Origin of the sequence: Nostoc sp. KVJ3, from assembly GCF_026127265.1 — a bacterium.
Lineage (GTDB): Bacteria > Cyanobacteriota > Cyanobacteriia > Cyanobacteriales > Nostocaceae > Nostoc.
Genome location: NZ_WWFG01000002.1, coordinates 3044636 through 3070577, shown reverse-complemented (window position 1 = coordinate 3070577; position 25942 = coordinate 3044636). Strand labels below are relative to the sequence as shown.

General features: G+C 42.0%; 24 protein-coding genes, 1 tRNA gene and 1 pseudogene. 17 read left to right on the top strand and 9 right to left on the bottom strand.

The window, feature by feature from the left end; genetic code table 11:
- Nucleotides 1–30: 30 nt before the first annotated feature.
- Nucleotides 31–837, bottom strand: a complete 807-nt coding sequence (locus GTQ43_RS29340; RefSeq protein WP_265276572.1) for a CPBP family intramembrane glutamic endopeptidase — start codon at nt 835–837, stop codon at nt 31–33.
- 211 nt (nt 838–1048) lie between these two features.
- A complete protein-coding gene (locus GTQ43_RS29335) occupies nt 1049–1486 on the bottom strand; it encodes an AbrB family transcriptional regulator (protein WP_265276160.1) in 438 nt (145 codons plus the stop codon).
- 1445 nt (nt 1487–2931) lie between these two features.
- Between GTQ43_RS29335 and GTQ43_RS29330 the strand changes: the two genes are divergently transcribed.
- Complete coding sequence (locus GTQ43_RS29330) at nt 2932–3939, top strand: succinate dehydrogenase/fumarate reductase iron-sulfur subunit (protein ID WP_265276158.1); 1008 nt, start codon at nt 2932–2934, stop codon at nt 3937–3939.
- Nucleotides 3940–4054: 115 nt separating this feature from the next.
- On the opposite strand, the pseudogene GTQ43_RS29325 reads toward GTQ43_RS29330, so the two are convergent.
- The 4 genes and pseudogenes from GTQ43_RS29325 to psbX form a co-directional block, all read right to left on the bottom strand.
- Nucleotides 4055–4578, bottom strand: a pseudogene (locus GTQ43_RS29325) (TolB family protein).
- A gap of 81 nt (nt 4579–4659) precedes the next feature.
- Entirely contained in the window at nt 4660–5220 is a 561-nt protein-coding gene (locus tag GTQ43_RS29320) for a TolB family protein (RefSeq protein WP_265276157.1), read from the bottom strand.
- A gap of 47 nt (nt 5221–5267) precedes the next feature.
- Nucleotides 5268–6185 carry a Ycf66 family protein gene (locus GTQ43_RS29315; protein WP_265276155.1) on the bottom strand — a complete coding sequence of 306 codons (918 nt, stop codon included), beginning with the start codon at nt 6183–6185 and terminating at the stop codon, nt 5268–5270.
- 247 nt (nt 6186–6432) lie between these two features.
- The gene (psbX, locus tag GTQ43_RS29310; protein WP_015112477.1) at nt 6433–6552 is read right to left on the bottom strand and encodes a photosystem II reaction center X protein; all 120 of its coding nucleotides are present in this window, start codon (nt 6550–6552) and stop codon (nt 6433–6435) included.
- A 277-nt stretch (nt 6553–6829) separates the two neighbouring features.
- Here psbX and GTQ43_RS29305 point away from each other — a divergent pair, with 277 nt between their 5' ends.
- A complete protein-coding gene (locus GTQ43_RS29305; RefSeq protein WP_265276153.1) occupies nt 6830–7123 on the top strand; it encodes a YggT family protein in 294 nt (97 codons plus the stop codon).
- A gap of 112 nt (nt 7124–7235) precedes the next feature.
- On the opposite strand, the gene accC is transcribed toward GTQ43_RS29305, so the two are convergent.
- Together accC and GTQ43_RS29295 are read right to left on the bottom strand one after the other, a co-directional pair.
- The gene (accC, locus tag GTQ43_RS29300) at nt 7236–8579 is read right to left on the bottom strand and encodes an acetyl-CoA carboxylase biotin carboxylase subunit (RefSeq protein WP_265276152.1); all 1344 of its coding nucleotides are present in this window, start codon (nt 8577–8579) and stop codon (nt 7236–7238) included.
- A 108-nt stretch (nt 8580–8687) separates the two neighbouring features.
- Nucleotides 8688–8867, bottom strand: a complete 180-nt coding sequence (locus GTQ43_RS29295; protein ID WP_265276150.1) for a hypothetical protein — start codon at nt 8865–8867, stop codon at nt 8688–8690.
- A 116-nt stretch (nt 8868–8983) separates the two neighbouring features.
- Between GTQ43_RS29295 and GTQ43_RS29290 the strand changes: the two genes are divergently transcribed.
- The 11 genes from GTQ43_RS29290 (at nt 8984) to tilS (ending at nt 18104) form a co-directional block, all read left to right on the top strand.
- Nucleotides 8984–9066 (top strand) — tRNA-Leu (locus GTQ43_RS29290).
- Between the two features lie 123 nt (nt 9067–9189).
- A complete protein-coding gene (locus GTQ43_RS29285) occupies nt 9190–9813 on the top strand; it encodes a chorismate lyase (protein ID WP_265276149.1) in 624 nt (207 codons plus the stop codon).
- A gap of 270 nt (nt 9814–10083) precedes the next feature.
- Nucleotides 10084–10656: a Uma2 family endonuclease gene (locus GTQ43_RS29280; RefSeq protein WP_265276148.1), complete on the top strand. Its 573-nt coding sequence runs from the start codon at nt 10084–10086 to the stop codon at nt 10654–10656.
- Nucleotides 10657–10690: 34 nt separating this feature from the next.
- The gene (locus GTQ43_RS29275) at nt 10691–11254 is read left to right on the top strand and encodes a Uma2 family endonuclease (RefSeq protein WP_265276147.1); all 564 of its coding nucleotides are present in this window, start codon (nt 10691–10693) and stop codon (nt 11252–11254) included.
- 87 nt (nt 11255–11341) lie between these two features.
- Nucleotides 11342–11905 carry a Uma2 family endonuclease gene (locus GTQ43_RS29270; protein ID WP_265276146.1) on the top strand — a complete coding sequence of 188 codons (564 nt, stop codon included), beginning with the start codon at nt 11342–11344 and terminating at the stop codon, nt 11903–11905.
- Between the two features lie 406 nt (nt 11906–12311).
- Nucleotides 12312–14060, top strand: a complete 1749-nt coding sequence (locus GTQ43_RS29265) for a DUF3352 domain-containing protein (RefSeq protein WP_265276145.1) — start codon at nt 12312–12314, stop codon at nt 14058–14060.
- A gap of 202 nt (nt 14061–14262) precedes the next feature.
- Complete coding sequence (gene ccsB, locus GTQ43_RS29260) at nt 14263–15324, top strand: c-type cytochrome biogenesis protein CcsB (RefSeq protein WP_265276144.1); 1062 nt, start codon at nt 14263–14265, stop codon at nt 15322–15324.
- Between the two features lie 298 nt (nt 15325–15622).
- Nucleotides 15623–15931: a KGK domain-containing protein gene (locus GTQ43_RS29255; RefSeq protein WP_265276143.1), complete on the top strand. Its 309-nt coding sequence runs from the start codon at nt 15623–15625 to the stop codon at nt 15929–15931.
- Between the two features lie 70 nt (nt 15932–16001).
- Nucleotides 16002–16622: a Uma2 family endonuclease gene (locus GTQ43_RS29250; RefSeq protein ID WP_265276142.1), complete on the top strand. Its 621-nt coding sequence runs from the start codon at nt 16002–16004 to the stop codon at nt 16620–16622.
- A gap of 60 nt (nt 16623–16682) precedes the next feature.
- Entirely contained in the window at nt 16683–17036 is a 354-nt protein-coding gene (locus GTQ43_RS29245) for a KGK domain-containing protein (RefSeq protein WP_265276141.1), read from the top strand.
- A gap of 75 nt (nt 17037–17111) precedes the next feature.
- Nucleotides 17112–18104 (top strand): tRNA lysidine(34) synthetase TilS, encoded by a 993-nt coding sequence (tilS, locus tag GTQ43_RS29240; protein ID WP_265276140.1) that lies wholly within the window; start codon nt 17112–17114, stop codon nt 18102–18104.
- Nucleotides 18105–18408: 304 nt separating this feature from the next.
- On the opposite strand, the gene hmpF is transcribed toward tilS, so the two are convergent.
- Complete coding sequence (gene hmpF, locus GTQ43_RS29235) at nt 18409–20169, bottom strand: pilus motility taxis protein HmpF (protein WP_265276139.1); 1761 nt, start codon at nt 20167–20169, stop codon at nt 18409–18411.
- A 408-nt stretch (nt 20170–20577) separates the two neighbouring features.
- Here hmpF and GTQ43_RS29230 point away from each other — a divergent pair, with 408 nt between their 5' ends.
- The 4 genes from GTQ43_RS29230 to GTQ43_RS29215 all read left to right on the top strand — a co-directional run bounded on the left by GTQ43_RS29230 (nt 20578) and on the right by GTQ43_RS29215 (nt 25880).
- Complete coding sequence (locus GTQ43_RS29230; protein WP_265276138.1) at nt 20578–21756, top strand: response regulator; 1179 nt, start codon at nt 20578–20580, stop codon at nt 21754–21756.
- Nucleotides 21757–22025: 269 nt separating this feature from the next.
- On the top strand, nt 22026–22391 hold the full coding sequence (locus tag GTQ43_RS29225; protein WP_069073698.1) for a response regulator transcription factor: 366 nt from the start codon (nt 22026–22028) through the stop codon (nt 22389–22391).
- Between the two features lie 13 nt (nt 22392–22404).
- Nucleotides 22405–22935 (top strand): chemotaxis protein CheW, encoded by a 531-nt coding sequence (locus GTQ43_RS29220; protein WP_265276137.1) that lies wholly within the window; start codon nt 22405–22407, stop codon nt 22933–22935.
- Nucleotides 22936–22949: 14 nt separating this feature from the next.
- A complete protein-coding gene (locus GTQ43_RS29215) occupies nt 22950–25880 on the top strand; it encodes a methyl-accepting chemotaxis protein (protein ID WP_265276136.1) in 2931 nt (976 codons plus the stop codon).
- The last annotated feature ends 62 nt before the right edge of the window (nt 25881–25942 follow it).

The window sequence follows — 25942 nt, the reverse complement described above, 5'->3', positions numbered from 1 at the left end:
TTTGGCTGATTGGTAAGCTGAAAAACATCATTAAGAAGACTTAGAGAAAAGCCAGATAATTATTCCAGTTCCTAGTACACAAATAATTCCCGCCAAACCAGCTAGAGGTTTTTTATTCTTACCTGTGAACCAGTCAGAGACTTCACCTGTGTAAGTAATTAATTCTGCTGTATCTAAGGTGGCGATCGCCCATATCCATCCCGCGTGTAGTCCCCAAGCTAAACCCAAATTGTTGCGATCGGCAAAGCGTGCCAACACCAGCACCATTCCCATCAACCACAATCCAGGCAGTTGGGGGACGGTTTCGCGTTGCTCCCAAACTAGATGTAGTAAAGCAAAAATCAAACTAGAAATTGCTGCTGCTATCCAAATGGGATAATCCTGTGCTAATTCAGTAAATAGGAAACCCCGAAAAACTAACTCCTCTATCCCACCGACTAACAACGCTATCAAGAAAATCGGTATCAAGATGGGTAGTAGTAACTTGAAATTCGTCTTTTCAAAAGAACACCAACCTAAGCCGAATTGCCCACTAAATACAATAGCTAGGCTTACCACTCCCAAACTGAAACCTAGTCCTAAAGAACCAAGAGTTGAAAGATTTCCAACAAAGCCGTAATCCGAAAAAGATTTATTGGTAAACCAACTAACTCCCCACAGAATCAGGGGAGCTAATAGGTAAAGTGACACCAATAACGGCATCTTTTGTTCTGGCTGCAAAGGTTTAGGCGGTTGCCAATTGAGCAATATTGCTGATACTACTGCTACTGGGAACCAGCAAACTATCCAGAAAATAAAAAATGCCATCACTATAACTAGTGCTGGTGCATTTTGCATAAATACGAGTAAAGCGTTGACCGAAGGCTTAAAGAAAGTTATCAAAAAAAACACGATAGACTTCTTGCGCTATAGATTTCTTGCTGACTAATCAAGACTCTACTAAATTTTGTAAATTCTGCAAGGGGTCTAATCGTATTTTGATCTGAGTTTGCTATCTGGATAAGGACAAGTTATCATTACCTGAAACTTATCCTTACCATTAGCAAATTTATTCTTCGTCTTCTAAATCTTCGTCCAAGTCCTCAGAATCTATATCTGGCGAGGTGAGTTTTTTCTCACTTTCACCAAGTTGAATCAAGTGAATATGTTTGTATCCCAGTCTAATTTCAAACTCATCTCCAGACTTTAAGCCCATTGCTTTGGTATATGTAGCACCAATCACAATCTGACCATTTTGATGGACACTAACCCGGTATGTCGGTTCACGACCACGACCATCTTTAGGTGCTTCTGGACTGAGAGGAATTCCTCTAGCCGATAGCAAAGCGTCATAAAAATCGGTGAGATTGACACGAACCTGGTTATTCTTAGTAACAGTGTAGTAGCCGCACTGTTTAGCTCTTTCTCGCCGTGGTAAAGTGGAAAGTTCTTTTACTTTCGCAAGTAGTGCTTTTCCGGTTAATGGCGCGGTTGCAGTTTCAGTCATTATGCTCAAATTTTCCTTACTCTCTCCAAGCTGATAAACGATGTAGTCTCATGCTGTGCATTTGGCTTTTTAGCTTTTGCATAGAGCTACTTAGGACTCTAATGTAACGGGTGAATCACTGCCGATAGGAGACAAAAGCACTTCATATTATGGTTGTCCACAACCAATTAGAGGTCATAGTTGCCATAGAAATTAATTTTGCTGATTTCACGGCACTTTTAACCATTATTCGCCATCAGAAATAAAATTATTTTCTCTTTTGGCGCTACTGTAGCGGTGTAACTTTCAGCCACCTTTACAAATGGGGTTGGTTCTACTCCAAATAAGTCATAGACCCAATAAATTGCAGGTTTTTCACTTCAGTGCTTGCCCTTCTAGCTAATGAGCAGGTAGAGTTTTCTCTACTCGTCCTCTCAAGCTTAGGACAGCATAGTATTTCAATAGAGTCCTATGGGCTAGGCCCTTTTGTCTTGCCAGTAGAGACGCGAATTTTCTTGTCTCTACATTACGAATCAACAAAGCAGTAGTAGCCGCGCTGATACGGCTATTGATTCTGGTTTTGTGACTTCGTAATTTTATATTAAATACTAGCATGGACTAATAATAGCAAAATAGTTGTTTAATTTTGAATTAAAGTTGCTGGTAAATTTTTATTTAAATCTCTGGACTTAAAGGTTGGAAAAAGCCGTGACGATTTTCCTAACCCTTGATTGCATTATAAAAATTTATCTAATTTAGATGAGCAGTTTTGACTAATGAGTTAAATCCAAGATTTTCTTGATTGAGAGGATGCAAAATCTCAAAGTCTCGCCTATCCAGGATTCTCCGATGCGCAAGACTTTTATTTGAAAGTGGTGAGGATTTTTCCTCGGTTTATTACCATAAGCTCAAAAGCGTTCAGAAGATTTCGTCCGTATGTCTATGGGAAGAATAAATCTCTTAACATCCGCCTAGCGGTTAATTGCCACTACTATATATTGAATATCTGCTTTTACATTTCTATATAATCAAAAAATTCCGTCAAGCGGCAGCAAAGGCAGAATTTTCTAGCCATGACTGCTTGACTCAAGTTGACATGAAGATGTGTTGCTAACCGGAAATACATTTAATTTGGATGCGATCGCTAGGACAAAGATCAACCTGAGTCCCTTTTTAAGTAAAGCCTCTTTCCTTTACATTCTCAAACGGCTAAATTAAATGTCAAGCGATCGTTACATTTTTGGCGTTTTATCTCAAAATTTGACACAAATATTGCCTACAGCACCGCTAAAAGTAAAATTTTAATGGTTATCCTTAAACTAGAATCAGTTGCCCTTTAATCGTCAGTCTATTAACACCAGGCTTTGAATTGAGGGCAAAAAAGTATAGCTTACTTTTCGGAACTATCGGCCTTGACACATGATTGTTAGGCTGGTGAAGCAATTTTAAAATTTTGGTTAGTAGTCATGGAAGTTATTTTTAAGGTCATTAGACAGCAACAAAATTCCTCCCCTATTATGCAAACCTATCTTGTAGAGGCAGAATCAGGTAATACAATCCTGGATTGCCTCAATCAGATTAAGTGGGAGCAAGATGGAACGTTGGCATTTCGCAAAAATTGCCGTAATACCATTTGTGGTAGCTGTGCTGTGCGAATTAATGGGCGTTCAGCTTTAGCTTGCAAGGAAAATGTTGGTAGTGAACTTGCTAGATTACAACAAATACCATCATCTCAAAGTAAAGTAAATGCCATTGGTGAAATCACGATCGCACCTCTCGGCAATATGCCCGTGATTAAAGATTTGGTTGTCGATATGAGCAGTTTCTGGAACAATTTAGAGGCAGTTGCTCCTTACGTGAGTACAGCAGCTCGACAAGTTCCAGAAAGAGAGTTTTTGCAAACACCGCAAGAGCGATCGCGCCTCGATCAAACTGGTAACTGTATTATGTGCGGTGCTTGTTATTCTGAATGCAACGCCCGTGAAGTTAATCCAGACTTTGTTGGCCCCCATGCCCTTGCCAAAGCTTACCGGATGGTAGCGGATTCTCGCGATAGCGATACCGAAAATCGTTTAGAAAGCTACAACGAAGGTACTAAAGGCGTATGGGGTTGCACTCGTTGTTTGTACTGCGACTCAGTTTGTCCAATGGAAGTTGCACCATTAGAACAAATCACCAAAGTTAAACAAGAAATTCTCACCCACAAAGAAGCTAGCGATAGTCGCTCAATTCGTCACCGGAAAGTTTTGATAGATTTAGTTAAAGAAGGTGGTTGGATTGATGAACGTCAATTTGGTTTACAAGTAGTTGGTAATTATTTTCGGGATTTAAAAGGATTACTCAGTCTTGCACCCCTCGGTTTGCGGATGATTATCCGGGGTAAATTCCCCTTATCATTTGAACCTTCAGAAGGGACAGAACAAGTGCGATCGCTAATTGAATCTGTGCAACAAGAATTAGGGAGTAGGGAGTAGGGAGTGGGGGAGATGAGGGAGCAGCAGGGGGAGCAGGGGGAGCAGGGGAAGCAGGGGAAGCAGGGGGAGAAAGAATAAAGAACTAATGCCTAATGCCTAAGCCACTCCCAATTCTTCAACGCGGTTCTTGAGGTATATTTAACGGCTGTCCATTCCGGTCGTATACTAAAATATCCCACTGCCCGTTGTTACTGGACTCAAAAGCAATCCTACTACCATCAGCGCTAATTGTAGGGTTGCGGACTTCGGCTTGGAGGTTATTGGTCAAATTCCGTGATTGGCGTGTTTCTCGGTCATAGAGAAAAATAGCCGATCGCCCCTGGCGGCTAGCCGCAAATACAATATAACGACCATCCTGTGAAACACTAGGATGATTTGCGATCGCATCAAAGGAATTTAAACCTGGCAAATCAACCAAATCACGAGTCACCGTATCAAACATATAAACATCTTGGCTACCCCGTCGGTCAGTAATAAAAACAATGTATCTCCCAGAAATTTGCGGGTCTAATTCCGACGCTAAACTATTGAGACTCCGCCCCCCGGATCAAAGGGATAACTCAAAAGGCGAGGGTAGCCAAAACACCCAGTTAATAAACTTAAGCAGAAAAATACAGGTATAAATAAAACACGTTTCATATATTGGGCATGGGGCATGGGGCATTGGGCAGACATTAATTTATTCTCCCTCATCTCCCTGCTCCCTGCTCCCCTGCTCCCCTACGGAGGTGAACCTACGGTTGCACCGTTAGGAATATCTAACTCAATATTTGGCCCTCGGTCTAGGACTTCAATATCCCACTGACCACGGCTAGCACTTTCAAAGACAATATAACGTCCATCTGGGCTGATATTGGGTTTTCTGATCCAGCCGCGATAGGTTGGTGTGACGATTTGCGACTGTTGTGTAGCGCGATCGTAAAGCGCCACCACTGGCCTACCTTGGTCGCTGGTAAGATAAGCAATATAGCGCCCGGTGTAGCTCAAGCTGGGACTTTCGGCAATTGTCTCTGCTCGGTTTATACCCGGTGTGCCAATAAATTGTTGCCTCTCCAAATCGAAAACCAGTAGCTGCTGATTACCATTCCGATTGGATACAAACGCTAAAAAGCGCCCATTTCCACTTAAAGCAGGTTGCTCCTCGGTGTAGCGACTGTTGAGGGAAGTAGGCCCTGTGAGAATATCGTTAGAACCACAAGATGCAAGCAAACCTGTTAAACCAAAAACCAGGCTCCAATGAATTGGTCTTTGGAGCCAAAATGTAGGCGTAAATTTTTCCACCTCAACTGTTTTCCGTCGCCTTTAAACCTACTACCACACCAACTGTTTTAAACATCGTCATCAAAATCGGTCGAATTATCTGGCCCCTGATTTGGCTTTTCAATTGGGTTGTATGGTACATAATCAGTTGGGATCGCCTCATCATCTTCGCGCGGTCTTCGAGAAGCCGAGTCAGTAGATGGACGACGCCTTCTTGGTCTGGGAGCAGCATCATCTTCCCGGCTTTCTGGACGTTGAGAACCGTTATTATTACGGCGAGAAGGTTTTCTAACTTCCCCTCCCGAACTTTCCCAATCATCAACTTGCCTAGATGAAGAACCCCAATTTTCATCTTCAGAGCTTTCAGAAGGGCGATTCACAGGACGGCCAGAAGTCCGCCCCCGTGTTCTATCTGCTGGAGCCTGTCTTTCGCTACTTCTGCTGTTACGGCGTTCTGGACGACGGGGGTTTTGCTCCTCGGAATAGTCATCACGAGTCGAAATTCTATCCCTGCTACCCTGAATCCGGGGACGCACGGGGCGTTCTTCCTCATCTTCATAAGGCAATGGATCTAAGTCTGCATCCATTTCAGCTTGATACTTTCTGCGATCGTTGTAGGAATAGCGATCGCTAACTGGTCTGTCTTCATCCACAATGGGAGTGTTGCGCTTTGCTTGCTGGGTAGCTATACTCCGCAGACGAATACTTTCAACTGCAAAAAATACAGTTGTGCCAACTAAAAGCAGTTGACCAAATTGCAGAATCGGGTCTAGCCGCCATCCTTGAAACACGAGAATAAAGCCGCAGAGCAAACCGACTGCTGCAAAAAAGATATCTTGATCCCTTGACAATTCTGGACGCACAGTGCGGAGAAAATACAGTGCTGCCCCAGCCACAGCCAGGAAAATTCCTAGAATACTGGCTGAATTTGCCCCAAAATTTACCTGAGCCAGAAAACTGGCTGAGTTCAGCCCAAAATTTATCATTGCTGTTTTCCCAATATCAAATCTATGTTAGCGAGTCACAATTAAAATCACTACTCTAATTAGTCACGATAAATATTGAAGCTTCAAAGCCTCTGGCAAAGAAGCTCTGAAGCTGTTCACCGAAAAATTAAAAAAACTATGTCTGTTAGCTATAAATGCTTATAGCGGCAAATACTGCTGCTTATAGTGCAACTATAAATAGCTGACAGACAATTGGTTGTGAGAGTCAGTTTGACTCTCATAAGCATTATGAACGCTGAATTTTATCTTTCTGGCTAATGAAAATTAAACCAACTGTAGCGGGTATTACAACAATTGCAGTACCCCAAGCCAAACTCCAAAGAAAATTTGCTAAAGAAGGCGTCATACTTCTAAACCTTTTTTTACACACTTCATCCTAATTTTAATAGTGTATTACTTTCTTGAGAAGCCTCTAACTCGGAACTGCCAAACTTAGTAACTGCTGTGAGGGAGTTTACTTTTCTATTCAAGAAGGAAGTAGCAGCATTTGGTTAAAATAATGATAAGAGTGCTTTACAAAGCTTCAAATTTTGTGGCGATGTCTACGACGGGCTGTTCGGCATCGCGAAGTGCAGCTTGCCGTTGCCTAAGTCTTATTTATTTACAGATAGTACCTTAAACCGATGACTGGTGTTGACCTGACTGCTTGGATTCTTGGCCCTGTGTTAGGGGTGATGACATTTCTGTTTATATTTCGGATCATTCTTACTTGGTATCCGCAAGTGAATCTGAATCGTTTGCCCTTTAATTTAATAGCTTGGCCTACCGAACCATTTTTAGTGCCATTACGAAAACTGGTACAACCTATAGGCGGAGTGGACATTACACCGATTATTTGGGTTGGCATCTTCAGCCTACTACGAGAAATATTGCTAGGTCAGCAAGGATTGCTGACTATGCTATCTCGTGTGAATTAGGAATTGGGAATTGGGAATTGGGAATTGGGAATCCCTCAATAAATCAGTAGTTCTTCCCCTGCTCCCTGCTCCCTGCCCCCTGCTCCCTGCCCTCTTCCCAGTCCCCAATCCCCTACCCGTTCATCTCCTGCACAAAATTTGTATAGACATTACCCTGCAAAAATTGTGGAGTTTCCATAATTTTTTGATGAAACCCGATGGTAGTCGGTAGTCCAGTGATGGCACATTCCCGGAGTGCGCGTTTCATGCGGTTAATAGCAGTGGGTCGATCTGGGGCCCAAACAATTAACTTGCCAATCAAGGAATCGTAGTAAGGCGGGATTTGGTAATCTGTGTAAACGTGAGAATCAATCCGAACACCAGGGCCTCCGGGGGGTAGATAGCCACTAATCCGTCCTGGAGAGGGGCGAAAGTCATGATCTGGGTCTTCAGCGTTAATCCGACACTCGATCGAATGACCCCGCAAAACTACTTGCTCTTGGGTAAGCTTAAGTCTTTCCCCTTGAGCAATCCGAATTTGTTCGGCAACCAAATCTATCCCAGTAATCATCTCTGTTACAGGATGTTCTACTTGAATCCGGGTGTTCATTTCCATAAAGTAGAATTTACCGGATCTATCCAAGAGAAACTCGATAGTACCCGCCCCACTGTAATTAATGAATTGGGCAGCTTTGACAGCAGCTTGTCCCATTTTCTCACGCAAGTCTTGGTCGAGAGCCGGACTTGGTGCTTCTTCTAGTAGCTTTTGATTCCGGCGCTGAATTGAACAATCGCGTTCGCCTAAGTGGATGACATTACCGTAGTTATCCGCCAAAATTTGAAATTCGATGTGGCGGGGACGTTCAATAAATTTTTCGATGTAAACGCCAGAATTCCCAAATGCTGCTCCTGCTTCCCCTTGGGCTGCTAAGAACAGTTTGACAAATTCATCTTCAGAACGAACTAGGCGCATACCCCGGCCGCCACCACCGGCTGTGGCTTTAATCATCACTGGATAGCCGATATCTTTGGCGAATCTTAATCCTTCTTCCTCAGATTCTACTAACCCTTCACTACCTGGGACTGTGGGGACTCCAGCTTTTGTCATGGTTTCTTTGGCAGTGGATTTATCGCCCATCAACTTTATAGCTTCTGGAGTTGGGCCGATAAAAGCAATATGATGGTCAGCACAAATTTCCGCAAACCGGGCATTTTCTGCCAAAAAGCCATAGCCGGGGTGAATGGCTGTCGCATTGCGCGTCAGGGCGGCCGCAATAATATTGGGAATATTCAAATAACTTTTACTGCTAGCTGGTTCGCCAATGCAAACCGCTTCATCAGCAAGTTGGACGTGGAGAGCATTTCGGTCAACGGTGGAGTGAACCGCGACTGTCGCAATTCCCATTTCTTCACAGGCGCGGAGAATGCGAAGGGCGATTTCTCCCCGATTGGCAATTAATATTTTGTCAAACTTCATTTTTTAGTTTCGATATCATTACCAGTAGATTCACATTTTCCCCGATCCAAGTTGAAACGACGCTTCCGCATTATTTCAAATTATCACAGGAGATTCGCCACCCTGATTTTAAGCAAACTCGCAAATTGCAGCCTTGCTGCCTCTACCGGTCTTAACTACACTAACAACATTGCTGCTGTAAGTCTTGGCTAGCTTACCAAAATGGGTTTTGGCTGCGTGCGATCGCACATCGCACCGTTTCTGCCACAGTCGCTCTACCCTTTTTAATATCACTTGTGCAGATGCCAAATTTCTGTCAGTCTGATACCGCCTTGAAGAAATTTATATTTTTGAGAAATATAACTTTAGATATCACCTTACTATAATTATTTTCTTATGCTATAGTCTATCTTTAGACAAGCCGTGCGGATGTGGCGGAATTGGTATACGCGCACGCTTGAGGTGCGTGTGGGCAATGCCCTTGCGAGTTCGAGTCTCGCCATCCGCATATTTTTGTTTGTCAAGGGTCAATAGTGAAGGGTCAATAAACCTGAGACTATTGACCCTTAAATCTTGGTATAGCTCTGTTTTTTATGCTTTTATAGAGATACGTGAAGTTTTGTAAAAAGCATTGAGTATCACTTTTACGCCGACAAACAACTTAACACAGCCAGCAGCTTGGCATCGCCTCACTCCGATTTGGCAAGGAGGGGAGGAAGTAATTCAAAAAAGTTTACCTCATACTCAGCTAGCACCGGCTTGGCAGTTAATGCTTTTGGGTGATGGCTCTCCAACACGTCACTTAGAATTGCTTACAGGTGAGCCTGTAGAAGTAGATGTTATTGATATGTCATTGATTGGCATGGACTTAGATGCTGCACCTGATTTAATCCAGGCTGTTCCAGGGCCGAGACTACGGCGGCAAGTGTGGCTGCGGACTGCTTCTGGCCAACGATTAGCTTATGCTACTTCGTGGTGGGAAGCCAGTCATGTAGATGAGTATTTGCAAAATCGTTCATTACCAATTTGGGCAAGTTTAGCTCGTCTCCGCACAGAGTTGTATCGGGATGTTCGAGGGATATATTATGGTGACTCATCGGCGCTAGAGTCTGGTTTTGATGTAACTGGGCCTTTTTGGGGTCGCCACTACTTGTTTTGGCATCATGGACAGCCACTAACCTTAATTTATGAAGTTTTTTCGCCTTATTTAACTAAATACTTGGGAGCTATGCAATTAAATTCCAAAAATCAGTAAGAAGTATGATGTGGTGCGATCGCTACCGAGCAAAACCAAGTAGCTGAAATCATACAATGAAATTATCAAATTTGGTAGTAAGCTGTCGCGCATTTAATTTGCACACCTAGGGCGCTCATGTTGCCCTCCCCACAAGAGATTTATTTTTTTGAGGATGCAAATTAAAAGATTTTTAGCTTAGTGCCGAAGACTAATGAGTTTTCGGTGATGGTTTGCCGTTGTTAGGCGATCGCATCCTCTCTAAAATAGAGTCATTCCCCAAGTTCAACCATGATTCTACTCAAAACCCAACTCACCCTCGAAGAATTCCTTGCACTTCCCGAAGGAGACATTACCTACGAACTCATTGACGGAGAAGCTGTTCCCAAATTCAAAAATGATGAGATGGCACCAAAATTTTTTCATAGTTCTATAACAGGTGCATTATTTATACTATTGTCTGCATGGGCGCAAGGAAAGGGGCGGGTTGTAATTGAATGGGCAATTAAGCTAACACGAAATCAACAAGACTGGGTTCCTGTAGCAGATTTGACTTATGTTTCTTATAACCGTCTTTCTGCTGATTGGTTGCAAGATGAGGCTTGTCCTGTTGCACCCGAATTAGTCATTGAAATTATCTCTCCCGGTCAAACATTCGGAGAAATGACCGAAAAAGCCACTGATTATCTAAAAGCTAAAGTTCAACGAGTTTGGATTATTGATTCTAGAGCAAAAACTATTACTATTTTTTATCCTGATATTCTCCCTCAAACCAAACGCGGTATCGATAGTTTAGAAGATTCCTTATTTGAAGGGTTGCAAATTACACCTCAAGAAATTTTCCAACAAGCAAGAATTTCCTAGTGATGTTAGCAAGAAAGATATGAGGAAAGGTTTAATGAATACTGTTGTGCTAAATCTAGAACCGATTGCTCATTTAACTGATGAGCAATTTTATCAATTGTGTATTGCCAATCGCGATCTCAGTCTGGAAATGAATGCAGCCGGAGAATTAATAATTGTGCCACCAGTAGGAGGAGAAAGCGGAAATCAAGAAGCAGATTTAATTACAGATTTAAATAATTGGAATCGTCAAGCTAAATTAGGAAAAGTTTTTAGTTCTTCAAATATCTTTATACTTACCAACGGTGCAAAACGTTCACCTGATGCTGCTTGGATAAAATTGGAGCGGTGGGAAGCTTTAACACCAGAACAACGAAAAAAATTTCCGCCACTTGTACCCGACTTTGTAATTGAATTGCGTTCGGAGACAGACAGGCTTGCACCAATTCAAGAGAAAATGCAGGAATACATTAAAAATGGTCTGCGTTTGGGTTGGCTGATTAATCCTCAAGATCGTCAAGTTGAAATTTACCGACTTTTGAAAGCTGTAGAAGTTGTGCAAATGCCGGCGATTGTTTCTGGAGAAGATATATTACCTGGATTTGAGTTGCAAGTATAAGAGGGTTGCAAATTACACCTAAATAAATCTTCCAACAATCAAGAATTTCCTACTGATGTTAGCAAGAAAGACACGAGGAAAGATTTAATGAATACTGTTGTGCTAAATCTAGAACCGATTGCTCATTTAAGCGATGAGCAATTTTATCAATTGTGTGTTGCCAATGGTGATTTAAGCCTGGAAATGAATGCAGCCGGAGAATTAATAATTATGCCACCAGTCGGAGGGGAAAGCGGAAATCAAGAAGCTGGACTGATCGCTGATTTAGAAATTTGGAATCGTCAAGCTAAATTAGGGAAAGTTTTTAGTTCTTCAACTATCTTTATACTTCCTAATGGTGCAAAACGTTCTCCTGATGCCGCTTGGGTAAAATTGGAGCGGTGGGAAGCTTTAACACCAGAACAACAAAAAAAATTTCCGCCACTTGTACCCGACTTTTTGATTGAACTGCGATCGGAGACAGACCGACTGTCACAGATTCAAGAGAAAATGCAGGAATATATCAAAAATGGTCTGCGTTTGGGTTGGCTGATTAATCCTCAAGATCGTCAAGTTGAAATTTACCGACTTTTGAAAGCTGTAGAAGTTGTGCAAATGCCGGCGATTGTTTCTGGAGAAGATATATTACCTGGATTTGAGTTGCAATTATAGGTTGTCCCAAAAAATATTGCACTCATTATGTGGTGCGATGGTGTACCCACCTACTGTAAGCGATCGCTACCAAGCAAAGCCAAGTAGCTGAAATTCACTTGCAGCTTTATCCAGTTAGTTATATTGTCTAATGTTTGGAATCACAGATTTACTTGCGGAAATTTTCCGAATGAGGCGTTAATCTTAGCGAAACGTCCTACGAAATTCAACAAAGCGTGTTAAAAATGGTAACTGAGTCAAAAACACAGCTTTTGAAAGACTAGGGAAAGTTGATTATCTAAGTAGCATCAGCATCTAAGGTAGAAAAATTTAATCCAATTAGCTGCCTTAAAGAATGGTTAAACCATTTGATGTACTTGACTAATCAAGCAAGTAATGAGTTTGCAAGTATAAGGTATAGGTTTCAATGGCACCGCCTCTTGTGTCTGTTCCGATGAAGAAAAAAAAGAAACCGTCTCTGGTGCTGACGCTCTCTGCTGCTGGGCTATTGATTGGTGCGGGGACTCTAGCATACTGGTTATTAAGTCAGAGACAAATATCTTCTGGCGATTTGCTAGTAGGTGCAAATATTATTCCTGGTGATGCGCTTTTTGCGGTTTCTCTGACAACAGATCCCCAGCAGTGGCAGAAATTGCGGCAGTTTGGGACAAAAGAAACCCAAGTAGAACTGGACAAAAATTTAGTAGAATTGCGCGATCGCTTTCTCACTAATAATGGTTACGACTTCCAGAAAGATATCGCTCCTTGGGTAGGCAATGACGTTACAATTGCAATTCTTGCTCCAGCAATAGTGAGTAAAGCCGCACCTAAACCAGTTACCACCAACGAAGATCCTGCCAGCGATCAGCAGTCGATGGTAATGGTATTACCAGTGAAAAACCAAGAAATTGCCAAAAGCATTTTTGCACAACCCAAAACCCTTAAACAAGGCAAATGGATCGATCGGATTTATCAAGGAATCGCCATCAAACAAAGTGAGGGACAAGCAGGGGAAAACTTCTCAGCAGCATTACTAGATGGGCGTTTTTTAGTCATCACTGATAGTCCCAAAGCTACAGAAAGAGCGATCGATGCCTACAAAAATCAAACATCCCTAGCGACAACAGGGGGCTTTGCTGATAATTTCCCAAAAATTGCCAACGTTCAACCCTTTGGCCAGTTTTACGTCAATGTGCCCACAGCAGCCAAAATAGCCGCAGCTTCTCCAAATCGCCCTTTACCTGCTCAAGTTTTAGCTCAACTGCAAAATAACCAAGGTTTAGCAGGGACAATGACTTTAGAGGCAGAAGGAATCCGCTTTCAGGGCGTTTCTTGGTTAAACCCTAATAGTCAAAGGGTGCTGGCGGTAGAAAACAAAGCTGGGCAAATGCAAAGCCGCCTACCAGCAGAAACCTTAATGATGCTTTCGGGGGGAAACTTACAGAGGTTGTGGGGAGATTACGTTTTAACATCTCAGGGAAATCCCTTGTCACCGATCGCACCAGAACAACTCAGAGGTGGGATAAAATCTCTTACCACTCTCGATTTAGATAAGGATTTGCTCAGTTGGATGAAAGGCGAGTTTTCCTTATCAGTGATTCCTAGTAGTCCAAAAGCAGGTTCACCAGACAATTTTCGTTCGGGTTTAGTGTTTATGGTACAAGGCAGCGATCGTAATTCAGCTGAAGCATCCATAAAACAGCTAGATGATGTGATGAGAAATCAATACCAGTTCCAAGTCCAATCTGCGAAAGTTGCAGGGCAACCTGTTGTTAACTGGGTTTCACCTTACGGTACCTTAACTGCCACCCACGGTTGGTTAGATGGAGATGTCGCCTTTTTAGTAGTGGGTGCTCCTATCACTGATAAGATTGTTCCCAAACCCAACAATACACTAGCTAGCACTCTCCCCTTCCAACAAACAGTTCCTAATGAACCAAATCCAACAAATGGTCAATTTTTTCTGGATGTGGAACGAACTGTGAAAAATTTCCCTATACCAACTGTAATTTCCAATCAACAAACTTTGCTTGATGCAACGCGCTCAATTGGGATGACATCTGCTGTCAGCGATAATCGTAGTAACCTCTACGATATTTTTATAGCACTCAAAAAAGTTAATAACACGACTCCCTTGCCTAGTCCAGAAAGCGATAAGAGCAACTCTGTTAAATAGGAGAGTGGGGAGTGGGGAGTGGGGAGCAGGGAGCAGGGAGCAGGGAGCAGGGAGCAGGGAGCAGGGGGAGAAAGAATAAAGAACTAATACCTAATTCCTAATTCCTAATACCCAATTCTCAATTCCCAATTCCACCCTGTAAGCATATAGGATCAGAACAGTCAGAATCCATATTTTAAATCATTCACGGAGAGAACACTTTATGAACCTGGTTGTACTCCAGAACTGGCTGGACAATGCCTCCTTTGCCATATTATTCCTAACAATGCTGGTGTATTGGGGAGGAGCGGCTTTTCCGAATCTGCCTTATCTAGCCGCTTTGGGGACAGCTGGGATGGCGATCGCTAATTTGTGTATGGCGACTCTATTAGGGGCAAGATGGATAGAAGCTGGTTACTTTCCCCTAAGTAATCTTTATGAATCTCTATTTTTCTTAACTTGGGGAATTACCACCGTCCATCTAATTGCTGAAAGTAGTAGCCGTAGCCGCTTAGTAGGAGTTGTTACATCTCCGGTGGCAATGTTGATTGCTGCTTTTGCGACGATGACATTACCATCCCAGATGCAAGCATCAGAACCCTTAGTACCTGCATTGAAGTCAAATTGGCTGATGATGCATGTCAGCGTCATGATGTTGAGTTATTCTGCTTTAATGGTGGGTGCGTTATTAGCGATCGCTTTTCTAATTGTCACTCGCGGTCAAAACATCCAACTACAAGGCAGTTCTGTAGGTACTGGTGGCTATCGCACCAACGGCTACCGCTTGCACAAAGCAGCCGAACTAATTTCTCAACCACCAGCCCCTTCTGGCGAAAATAACGGCTTTGCTCGTTTTGAAAGTAGTAGCAACGGCAACGGTAATGCTAACACTGCCGTTTTGAATTTAGTAACTACTTCTGAGCCTCAAACCGTAGCATCTGCCGAACCTCTTTCACCTCAGCGCCTTAACCTTGCCGAAACCCTCGACAATATCAGCTATCGCATCATCGGGCTTGGATTTCCCTTATTGACAATTGGCATTATTGCTGGTGGCGTTTGGGCTAACGAAGCTTGGGGTTCTTACTGGAGTTGGGATCCCAAAGAAACTTGGGCATTAATCACCTGGTTAGTGTTCGCCGCCTACCTCCACGCCCGAATCACTCGCGGTTGGCAAGGTCTTCGTCCTGCCATTTTAGCTGCTACTGGCTTTGTTGTTGTTTGGGTTTGCTATCTCGGTGTGAATCTTTTAGGTAAAGGTTTGCATTCTTACGGCTGGTTCTTTTAATAACCTCACCCCTAACCCTCTCCAGCAAAGGCTACAGTGTACACACAAGTCATCGAACCACCCAAAAAAAAGAAAAACCTCACCCTGTCCTATCGGACATCCCTCTCCTTAGTAAGGAGAGGGACAGGTTTTACGTAGTAAAACCAGGGTGAGGTTTCTTAAAGACTTGTGTGTACACCTTAGCCAGCAAAGGAGAGGGAGAAAGGAGCAGATTTAAATTTACTATTATCTCTTGGGAATTATTTCGGATGAACTGTTATATCACTGGAAAGTATAGATTTAGTGATAGGACATTTTTATGGAAGATGGATTTGAGAGACTAAATCACGATGAAGTTGTGTCTATAGAACCAGACACTTTTAATAAATTAAATATTGCTAAAACTTTTAAAGTCCGTGATTTGATTACCGCAATTAAGGAATATATTGGAGCAGAAGAGACAGATGAAGTCAATTTATATACCCAAGGATTAAATTGTGAAGTTTTGCAATTTAGTACTCAAGGATGGAAAAAAGGAAAAGTTAGACTTGCTTTAGAATTTTGTCCTGATGAATTGGAATCACCACTTGATGAGATTTTTGAAAAGCTTAAACAAATAGAAAAATAAAATTATTTGTAATTGATAATTAAATTATCAATTACAAATAGTTATAAATCTTTTTGAGCAGGTGAACAATATGGTTCAGACTCCAGTTAAAAAACTAACTTTTGAAGAGTTTTTAGAACAATACCCTGATGGCTCTGGCATTTATGAACTGTTAAATGGAGAGATTATACAAGTAGAGGCAACTAGAGCGCATAAGAATGTGGCAAGGTTTTTAATGCTTGCCTTCAATGATGAAATTAGACGCTTGGAACTTGACTATATTGCCGACAAAGATGTAATTGTAAAAACGTTTACTGATGCTGGAGAAGAACGAGGTAGAAATCCAGATGTGAGCGTAGTTAGTGCATCACAATGGAACAGCAATGTTCTAGCTTATGGGGCGCTGATTGAGCCAATTCAACTTGCTGTAGAAGTTACCTCAACAAACTGGGATGATGATTATGTTGACAAATTAGATGAGTATCAGAGGCTAGGTATCCCTGAATATTGGATTGTGGATTATCTAGCAATTGCTAGTCGCGCTTATCTCGGTAATCCCAAACTTCACACGGTTTTTGTTTACCAATTGGTTGAAGGCCAATACCAAGTCCAAAAGTTTACAGGTAATGACCGGATTCTCTCTACGACTTTCCCTGAACTAGAACTAACTGTTCAACAAGTTGTAGCTGCAAGTCAAATTCAAAAACTCTAAGGATTTCCAATTAATTTATCTCTCTTGGGAACTATAGATTTAGTTACAGGAGCAAGATTTATGAATGATAAATGGAAACCTCTAAATCCTGAAAAAGATGTTGTGCATTTTCACCAAGAAACGTTTGAAAATTTACCCCGCACTCAAATAGTCTTTCAGCTTTTAAAGGAAGTAAAAAGATTTTGGTCAAAACACTGTACATCGTCAGGTTCAAGAATATTTGACGAAGGATTTGAATGTTATGTTTTAATCCCTGGTAAACAATGGCGGACAGGCAAAATTAGAGTCCGCCTAGAATTTTGCCCTGATGAAGTTGAAATTGAAGAAAAACAAGAAAATAATCGCTTAGATATCAATCAAGAAAGCTCTCCCCTCGACGATCTTCGACAGCAACTTAACCAAAGTGAAAATTAATACCCAAATCGGAACTGTCGATGCATGTTGATATAAGAGACAATTATCTGTGTCCGTTTGCGGTAAAAACTCAAAATGGTATGGACTCCTCTACATGCAAAAATCCATCGCACCATCCGATCGCGCCACTTCTTTGAGCGCAACGAGCGACTATTAATCGCTGTCTCCGGCGGACAAGATTCTTTGTGTTTAATAAAATTACTTTTAGATTTACAATCCAAATGGGGATGGAATTTAGGTATTGCCCACTGCGATCATCGGTGGCGTTCTGACTCCCAAGCCAATGCTCATCACGTGGAAAACTTAGCTAAAACTTGGGGTACATCCTTTTATTTAGAAACAGCAAAGGAATCTATAAATAGTGAAGCTGCTGCACGCAATTGGCGATATCAAGCTTTAAGTGCGATCGCGCAAGCAAACAATTATCAGTATATAGTTACAGGTCACACCGCTAGCGATCGCGCCGAAACTCTCCTCTACAACTTAATTCGCGGTACTGGTGCTGATGGTTTGCAAGCCCTCACTTGGCAACGCCCTCTCACTACAGACATTATGCTAGTGCGTCCACTTTTAGAAATCACTCGTATACAAACAGAGCAATTTTGTCAAGAATTTAATTTACCAATTTGGGAAGATTCCACCAATCAAGATTTGCAATATGCCCGCAACCGGATTCGACAAGAATTAGTACCATATTTACGGGAAAATTTCAATCCCCAAGTAGAATCAGCTTTAGCCCAAACAGCAGAACTTCTCCAAGCAGAAGTAGAATATCTCGAAAAGGCTGCCCAGGAGTTGCGCCAAAAGGCATTGGGTATTGGGGATGAAGAAAATTCCCTTACTCTTCTTCCCTTGAAGTTAAATCGTCGGGTATTGCAGAAAGCACCATTGGCACTGCAACGTCGGGTGATGCGTCAGGTGTTGCAGCAAATACTGGCTGATGCCCCCGGTTTTGAACATATCGAAAAATTAACGGCTTTAATTATAGCGCCAAACCGATCGCAAACCGATCCATTTCCTGGTGGTGCGATCGCTCAAGTAGAAGGTGACTGGATCTGTTTGAAATAGTTACTTAAACTCTTTTGTCATCAGGGACAATGCACATTATTAGTTTTAGAAGTTTTTTCATGTAGAATCTAGTTTATTTATGGAATAATAACTAAGCTCATAGTTCGTAGTTGCCTTTTAGCCCAAAAAATAAGTTAGATTTGATTACTATTCAACACCTAAATCGTGACATAATGCATATCATCATAATTCGTAATTACTAATTCGTAATGACCGTGCGCGTAAAAAGTGTGATTACGAATTACTTAGCGTAGCAGTAGCGACGCAGGAGCGTCATTACGAATTATTTAATCCTCAGAACTTGTTAAGATGCTAACAATTCTGGCTGAGGCATTAAAGCTTGGAGAGTGTGGCGCAACTGAGCGATCGCTTGGACTTGATAATCGCCAGTTTCCTGGAATTGATCCAAAGATTCTCTAATTCCTTGCAGCTTTTGCCGTAAGCCATCGAGAGAATCCTGAATTGGTTGTAGTGCTTCTTGATAAAGATTCACTCGACCACAGCATTCAGCAGTTGTTCTTCGTAGAGATAGCAAGTTTTCCTCGATCGCTTTCAGTTCTTGGCGCTTTTCATCTAGATCGTGGGTTTGATTATCAATCATTCCCTGATTTAGCTCAATACCAGAAAGGATTTGATCGATTTCACGTTCCAGTTTTTGGATTTCCTGCGAATATTGTTGTCGCTGGGTTTCAATTTGTAACAGAATCGGCTCTAAATTAACTTTATTACCCTCTTCTTCCTCAGCAACAGGATGTCCTTGTCGCCGTAGCAATACAGCTTGGTGTTGCTTGAGAAACTTCTGATGCTGTAACATGTTGCGGCGTTGTCCCACCAAACTGGAGTTTAGCATCTGATAGAGGTCTTTTTCATCCGTTAATTCCAGTTCCAAATTGATGCGAGCCTGGTCAGATGCTTGGCTTAATTTATTTTGCAGTTCTTCTATAGCAACTTGTTTATATTTAAGTTCTTGTTCTTGATCGTGAACAAAGGTAGCATCTATTTCCAGCTTATACTGCAAGTCTTGGACTATCTTTTGTAGTTCTTCTAAAGACATTTTATCCAAAGCTTCCACATTAGCTTGCTGTCCGAGAACTACATCACCAGATGTTGCAGCTAAAGAGTGAATTTGTTGATATAACTCTTCAGCATTTTTTAACTGCTCTTTGATTATCCGCGCATACTCTTGCTTGCTGGTAAGGTCTGCTGTATTTATCTGCAACTGGGCTGTTCGCTGAACTAAAATATTTTGTGCTTCTTGCAATGCATTTTGGCGATCGCTAAATGTTTGTGACAACCGCTCTACTTCTGCTTGCTGTTGTGCGATCGCAGTTTTTTCTTCTTCTAGTTTTTGCCAGTGCGGGTTTAGAGTTGCTTGCTGCTTTTCGACCAATTCAAAAGCATTATGCAGGTGTTCTTTGACTATTTCCGTGGGAGCAACGCGACTAGATAAGCGATCGAGTAACTCACTCATTACCCGACTTTGCTCCTCATCCAAAACCGTCCCCTGTTTAAAATCCGCAAGATGTTCCTCTAGACGGCGTTGCTCACCCCGCAAATGTTCCCAAGCGCCTTCCAATTCTAGGCGGTTGCGTTCAACTTCTGTTTGTAAGCGTTCAATTTCCTCGCGGGATGTATCAACTTCTTGTTTTTGCTGCTCCAGTTGCTGCAACTCTTCTTCCATGTTTTGCAACTGTTCTGAGCGTACTTCCATGTCCATTTCACGGCGATTCAACTCTTGCGCCTGAAACGTTAACGACTGTTTCCACTGATCGATTTCATCTTCTTTGAGCTTGAATTTCTCCAATTGGCGGGAAAAATTCTGCAAAATATTGACTAGTGGCCGCCCTGCTTCTTGAATTCGCTGCACTTGACGATTTGGATTCAATTCAACCAGTACCAAAGCGCCATCATTTAATTTGCTTGCGTCCTCAGCAGCAATCACTTCTTCCGACACAGTACTCCAATTCTGGTCAGTTCGCTGACAAGCTAGTAGTTTCAATTCGGTTTTGCCACCGCCACTGAGTAAACCACCTTTCTGTTTTTGTACTTCTGCTAAATACAGCACACCGTTATTCCTTTATTGATGCACTTAAAGTTCGTGTTTTGGGATATACCTTAAATAATTCTGTTAACTTGTTTCACTGAACCCAGGTTTAGGAGAACAAGACAGACAAAACTATAGACGCAATATATTACGCCTTGATATTTATAAAAGCGAGTTGGTCGCGCCTTTATATTTTGTACTGATGACAGTGATGATGACTTCCGTGTTAACACTAGCTTTGTCAAAGTGTATTACGAAAGATTAAGGTTTATAGCTGAATCTATTCCCTAATGGCAACAAGGAAAAGGGTAAAAATCTTGCCAATCCTCCATAATCAATACTTAAACTACCTGCTCTAAAAATGGAAAAATTGCAGGACACAATTCAAAAATAATATTAACGGCATTACAAGGAGTACTTTTTAGGTAAATGCAGGGAAATTTAAGTGAAATTGATATTTGCAGTATCCTGCAATTGATTGAGTTAGGACAGCGAACTGGGCAACTATGGGTGAGAGCCAGTAGCTCTCACCATAACAACAAGCGCAATGGAGAGGGAACAAGCATTTATCGCCCCAAACAACAGTCTTGGTTCGTCTTTTTTCTGAATGGTCAAATTATCTATTGCCAAGAAGGTGAGAGTAGTTTATCCAGAATTAACGATTATTTACGTCATTATCGAGTCGAGACACGGCTCACCGACAAACAAATTACCTCTCTACCATCAACCGACTCCCCAGAGTATGCCTATCTGTGGGCACTTTTGGAGCGGAATATTATCAACCCCAAGATAGCTGGTAGTATTATTCACGGCTTGGTGCATGAAACTCTCTTTGATCTGCTGAGTTTACACCAAGGGAACTTCATTTTCCATCAGGGTGCGGCCCTTGCCCCACAATTAAACACTTTCGAGATTGCTCCATTTGTGACAAAAATTACAAAGCAGGTGCAAGAGTGGAAGGAACTCTATCCACACATTCAGTCTCCCGAACAATTGCCAGCACTATCTGACAAAGTTCAGCTACAATCATCGCTACCAGAAGCAACTGTGGAGAAATTACAGCATTGGGCTGATGGTAAAACATCCTTGCGTCAACTAGCTCGCTATCTCAACCGAGACATTTTGACAGTTGCTAAAGCAATATATCCTTATGTGCAACAGAGTTGGCTACAACTAATATATTCAGTTACGGCTAAATCAGATACCCACACTGATAGCTGGGAATTGGAGGGAAAACACAGGGGGCGGATAGTATGTATTGACGATGCGATCGCCATCGGTGAGACTATAAATTCGATCTTACAATCACAAGGTTATGAAGCGATCCTTCTCACCAATCCCTTAGAGGCGCTAAGTCTGGTTTTTCAACTCAAACCTGATTTAATTTTGTGCGACATTGCTATGTCGGAATTAGAGGGGTACGAGGTTTGTGCCATGCTGCGACATTCCACAGCATTTCGGCTCACACCAATTATCATGCTCACTGGTAAAGATGGATTTATCGATCGAGTCAAAGCTAGTATGGTCGGGGCTACAGATTATTTAACAAAACCATTTACAGACACTGAATTACTCATGCTTGTAGAGAAATATCTCAACAACCAATGAAAGTTGGGTATTGGGCATGGGGCATTGGGAAGAATCTTTTAATAACTCCCAATTCCTAACTTCTAACTCCTCACTCAGCACTCCTAAAATTTGTTGATCTACTAAAAGATGAGTTAAAAGATGTTATCACAGAGTCAGCCAACTTCGTGAAACCTCAATATCCAGGAAAATAGTGAGAACATACAATTAATTTATACAGTTAATACTTGCGGAGGAATCAGGGAATGTTCCAAATAGGAACGTCTACATCAGGAGGTAAATAGATATTTATGAGTACAGTTCTGATTGTGGAAGACAGTATCGCGCAGAGGGAGATGATTACAGACCTCCTAAAAGCAACTGGGCTAACAGTAACCCATGCCAGTGACGGATTAGAAGCATTGGAGGCAATTCAAATAGCACCTCCCGATTTAGTGGTGTTAGATATTGTCATGCCCCGGATGAACGGCTACGAAGTTTGTCGGCGGTTAAAATCCGATCCCAAAACCCAAAATGTCCCAGTGGTGATGTGTTCTTCTAAAGGCGAAGAATTCGATCGCTACTGGGGCATGAAGCAGGGTGCAGACGCTTACATAGCCAAACCGTTTCAACCAACCGAGTTGGTAGGAACAGTCAAACAACTGCTGCGAGGATAAGGATAAAAATAACATGGTCAGCAAACCGGACTTTTTAAGTGGTAGCGGTCAAGACCACTTCCGACCAGAATTACAAGTAGAAAGTCCTGAAGGTGAGTTACATTTGAGATTTTACATTCCCTCGCATCAGGAGTTTGCACTACAAGCAACTGGCATTCGGGAGGTAATTGAACTAAGTCCTGATAGAATCACCCCGATTCCTAATGCTTCTCCTTTACTTTTGGGTACTCTAAATTTACGAGGTCGAGTTATTTGGGTGGCTGATTTGGGTCAATTTCTGGGGGAAGCAAGTGCATTAAACACGGATAGAGCAGAAATTTCGGTGATTGCCATCGAAGAGCAAGAGACAATAGTGGGTTTAGCAGTAGAGGAAATCGGCGGTATGGATTGGTTGGATGTCCAGAATCTCATGCCACCAACTAGTGTTCCAGATACTATGGCTCCCTTTTTACGTGGAGAGTGGTTACTAAATGCTAAAAACAATCAGTGTCTACGACTGCTCGATCAAATGGCAATTGTCCGAAGTGCTAGGTGGGCAGGATGAAATTGGAGGAGGAAATGGCAGCAAGTATTGATAATTACGAGCCAACATATCAACAGGCGATGACCGCCTATGTTCAAAGAAATTATGAGGTTGCCGCCACTTTAGTTGACCAAGTGGTGCGAAATTTACCAGAAGACCCCAACTCGCATTTGTTAAGGGGTCACATCTACTATGTCTTGCAACAGTACGATGTCGCAAAAGAAGAATATCAACAGGTATTAGGCTTGACTAACGATCAGGAAATTATTGGTTTTGCCAATAATGGAATTGAAAATATCAATCAATATTTACAGTCATTCGGTGGGCAGATTGATACATCAGGAAGTCAAGAGCAAATAAATTCCTCAGAGATGTCCGATCCATTGGCATATAGCGAACCAGAATTAGAAGATTTGGCTGCTAGTGAGGAGTTTGACAGTAATAACCTGGATTTGAACTTTTTTGGAGAGCATCAAGAAAGTGTGAATGGCATTGAAGAATTATCTTCAAATAGTCCATTTGACATCCCCACAGAAGATAGTATTAGAACTGGAAAAATATCAGATTCTTCTACAGCTTTTGATGATGACCCTTTTGCTTTGGATGAAGAATCAGAGGAACAAGATTTAAACAGCAGTAGTTATGAGGAAAAAACTGAATTAGAGTTACCTGCTTTTTGGCAGGAAGATATCTCAGAAAACAACCTTGAAGAATCATTAGTAAATAGTCACTTTTCAGATAATGACATAAATTCTGAACGCGGAAATTTAGCTATTGACAATAATAACTTTTCTTCCTCTAATTCACCAACTGGTAATAGCGAGAATAATTACCCTGATTTGTTGAGTGAGCCAAAGTCTCCAGAGCTTAGTATGGGAGATTTAGAATATAAAAAATCTAAATTTGGAGATGAAACTCTACTGATTGTTGAAGAAGAAGTTAGAAATAGTTCGACAACAAAAAATAACAGTAGTAAATATGATTTGCCTGAAACCGAAGCCCATGATTGGTTAAAGTCAAAGGATTTGGAAATAGAGGAAGATTTACAGCCGGACTTATCTGATAATTCTTCATCTTTTAATAGCAATATACTTCAGGAACAAAAGCAGTTTCAATCAGGTACAAGCATCAGTAGCAATAGCTTTGATGATGAAAATTTTGATATGGAAGCATTTGAGTCTGCTTTTGGTTCAGAGGGGTTAAGCTCCTATGAAAACTCAAACAATATACTGAATGGAGAAAATTCTAAGAGCAATATTGATTTTTTAGATGACTTTGAGGAATTTGACGATTTAGGAAACATTCCAGGGTTTGATCTGAGCGAAGGAGATTCTAACTTCGGTGATGCAGCAATGTATTCTGCTCCAGTAGAAGCTACTGGCAGTGGACGCTCTCAAGTTGGGGATGCTTCTGCAAGCAATCCAGCCGATCGCGAAGAGGAACTATTTACCATGACTGGTTCCCATGAAGGAGTACCAGTCTTTAGCCAAACAGATGTCTCGAAACTAGAACCCAATGTTAGCGTCGAGCAAGGCTGGTTAGCACCATTAGAGAATGCCTCCATAGAACGAAAACAATGGTTAATTGCTGGAAGTGTGGGTATTGTTTCGGCGCTGGTTGTAGCCACAGTTAGCTTTGTCGCCACCACATTTTCGCCACCCCAACAACGTGAATCAGTCCGAAACACAGGTTGGGCAATGTCACTAGCTGCTGGCATTGCCGGATTTACCACCGCTGGTTTTATGGGTAATTTTGCCCTCAAACAAATTCGGCGTACAACTGACGATCTGCAAGCTCAGTTTGAAGCTGTACGCCAAGGAAATTTAAATGCTCAAGCTACGGTGTTTTCCGAAGATGAATTGGGGCATTTAGCCACTGGCTTTAATGAAATGGCGCGGGTAATTTTCACGACCACAAGTGAAGCCCAACGGAAAGCCGATGAACAAGAGGAAGCCAAGGAAAACTTGCAACGGCAGGTGATTCGCCTCTTGGACGATGTGGAAGGAGCTGCTAGAGGCGATTTAACAGTCCAAGCGGAAGTGACAGCCGACGTATTGGGAGCCGTAGCCGACGCTTTTAACCTGACAATTCAAAACCTGCGGGATATTGTACAACAGGTAAAAGTGGCAGCGAAGGATGTAACAAAAGGTGCAACCAATTCTGAAACCTTTGCTAGAGCTTTATCTAGTGATGCTTTGCGGCAAGCAGAAGAGTTAGCAGTCACGCTGAATTCTGTACAGGTAATGACTGACTCGATTCAACGGGTAGCAGAGGCGGCACGGGAAGCTGAAACCGTTGCTCGTGATGCTAGTACGATCGCTCTTAAAGGTGGCGAAGCTGTAGAAAATACGGTGGCAGGTATTTTAGAAATTCGCGAAACTGTGGCCGAAACCACTCGCAAAGTGAAACGGTTGGCGGAATCTTCTCAAGAAATTTCTAAAATTGTGGCGTTGATTTCCCAGATTGCATCAAGAACCAACTTGTTAGCACTCAATGCTAGTATTGAGGCGGCAAGAGCAGGAGAAGCTGGACGCGGGTTTGCAATTGTAGCAGACGAAGTGCGCCAGTTAGCAGATAAATCTGCTAAATCCCTGAAGGAAATTGAACAAATTGTGATGCAAATCCAAAGCGAAACAGGCTCTGTAATGACCGCGATGGAAGAAGGCACACAACAAGTAATTAAAGGGACAAAATTGGCAGAAGAAGCCAAGCGATCGCTTGAAAACATTATTCAAGTAGCGAATCGCATTGATATTCTTGTGCGCTCTATTACTAGTGACACTGTAGAACAAACTGAAACTTCCCGCGCCGTCGCTCACGTAATGCAATCAGTAGAACTCACAGCACAAGAAACATCCCAGGAAGCACAGCGAGTTTCAGGAGCCTTACAACACTTAGTAGGTGTATCCCGTGACTTGATCGCTTCTGTTGAACGTTTCCGAGTGGAAACTATGGAAACCAGATAAATTGTCATTTGTCCTTTGTCTTTTCTTGTTTGCTAATGACCAATGACCAATGACTAAATAAC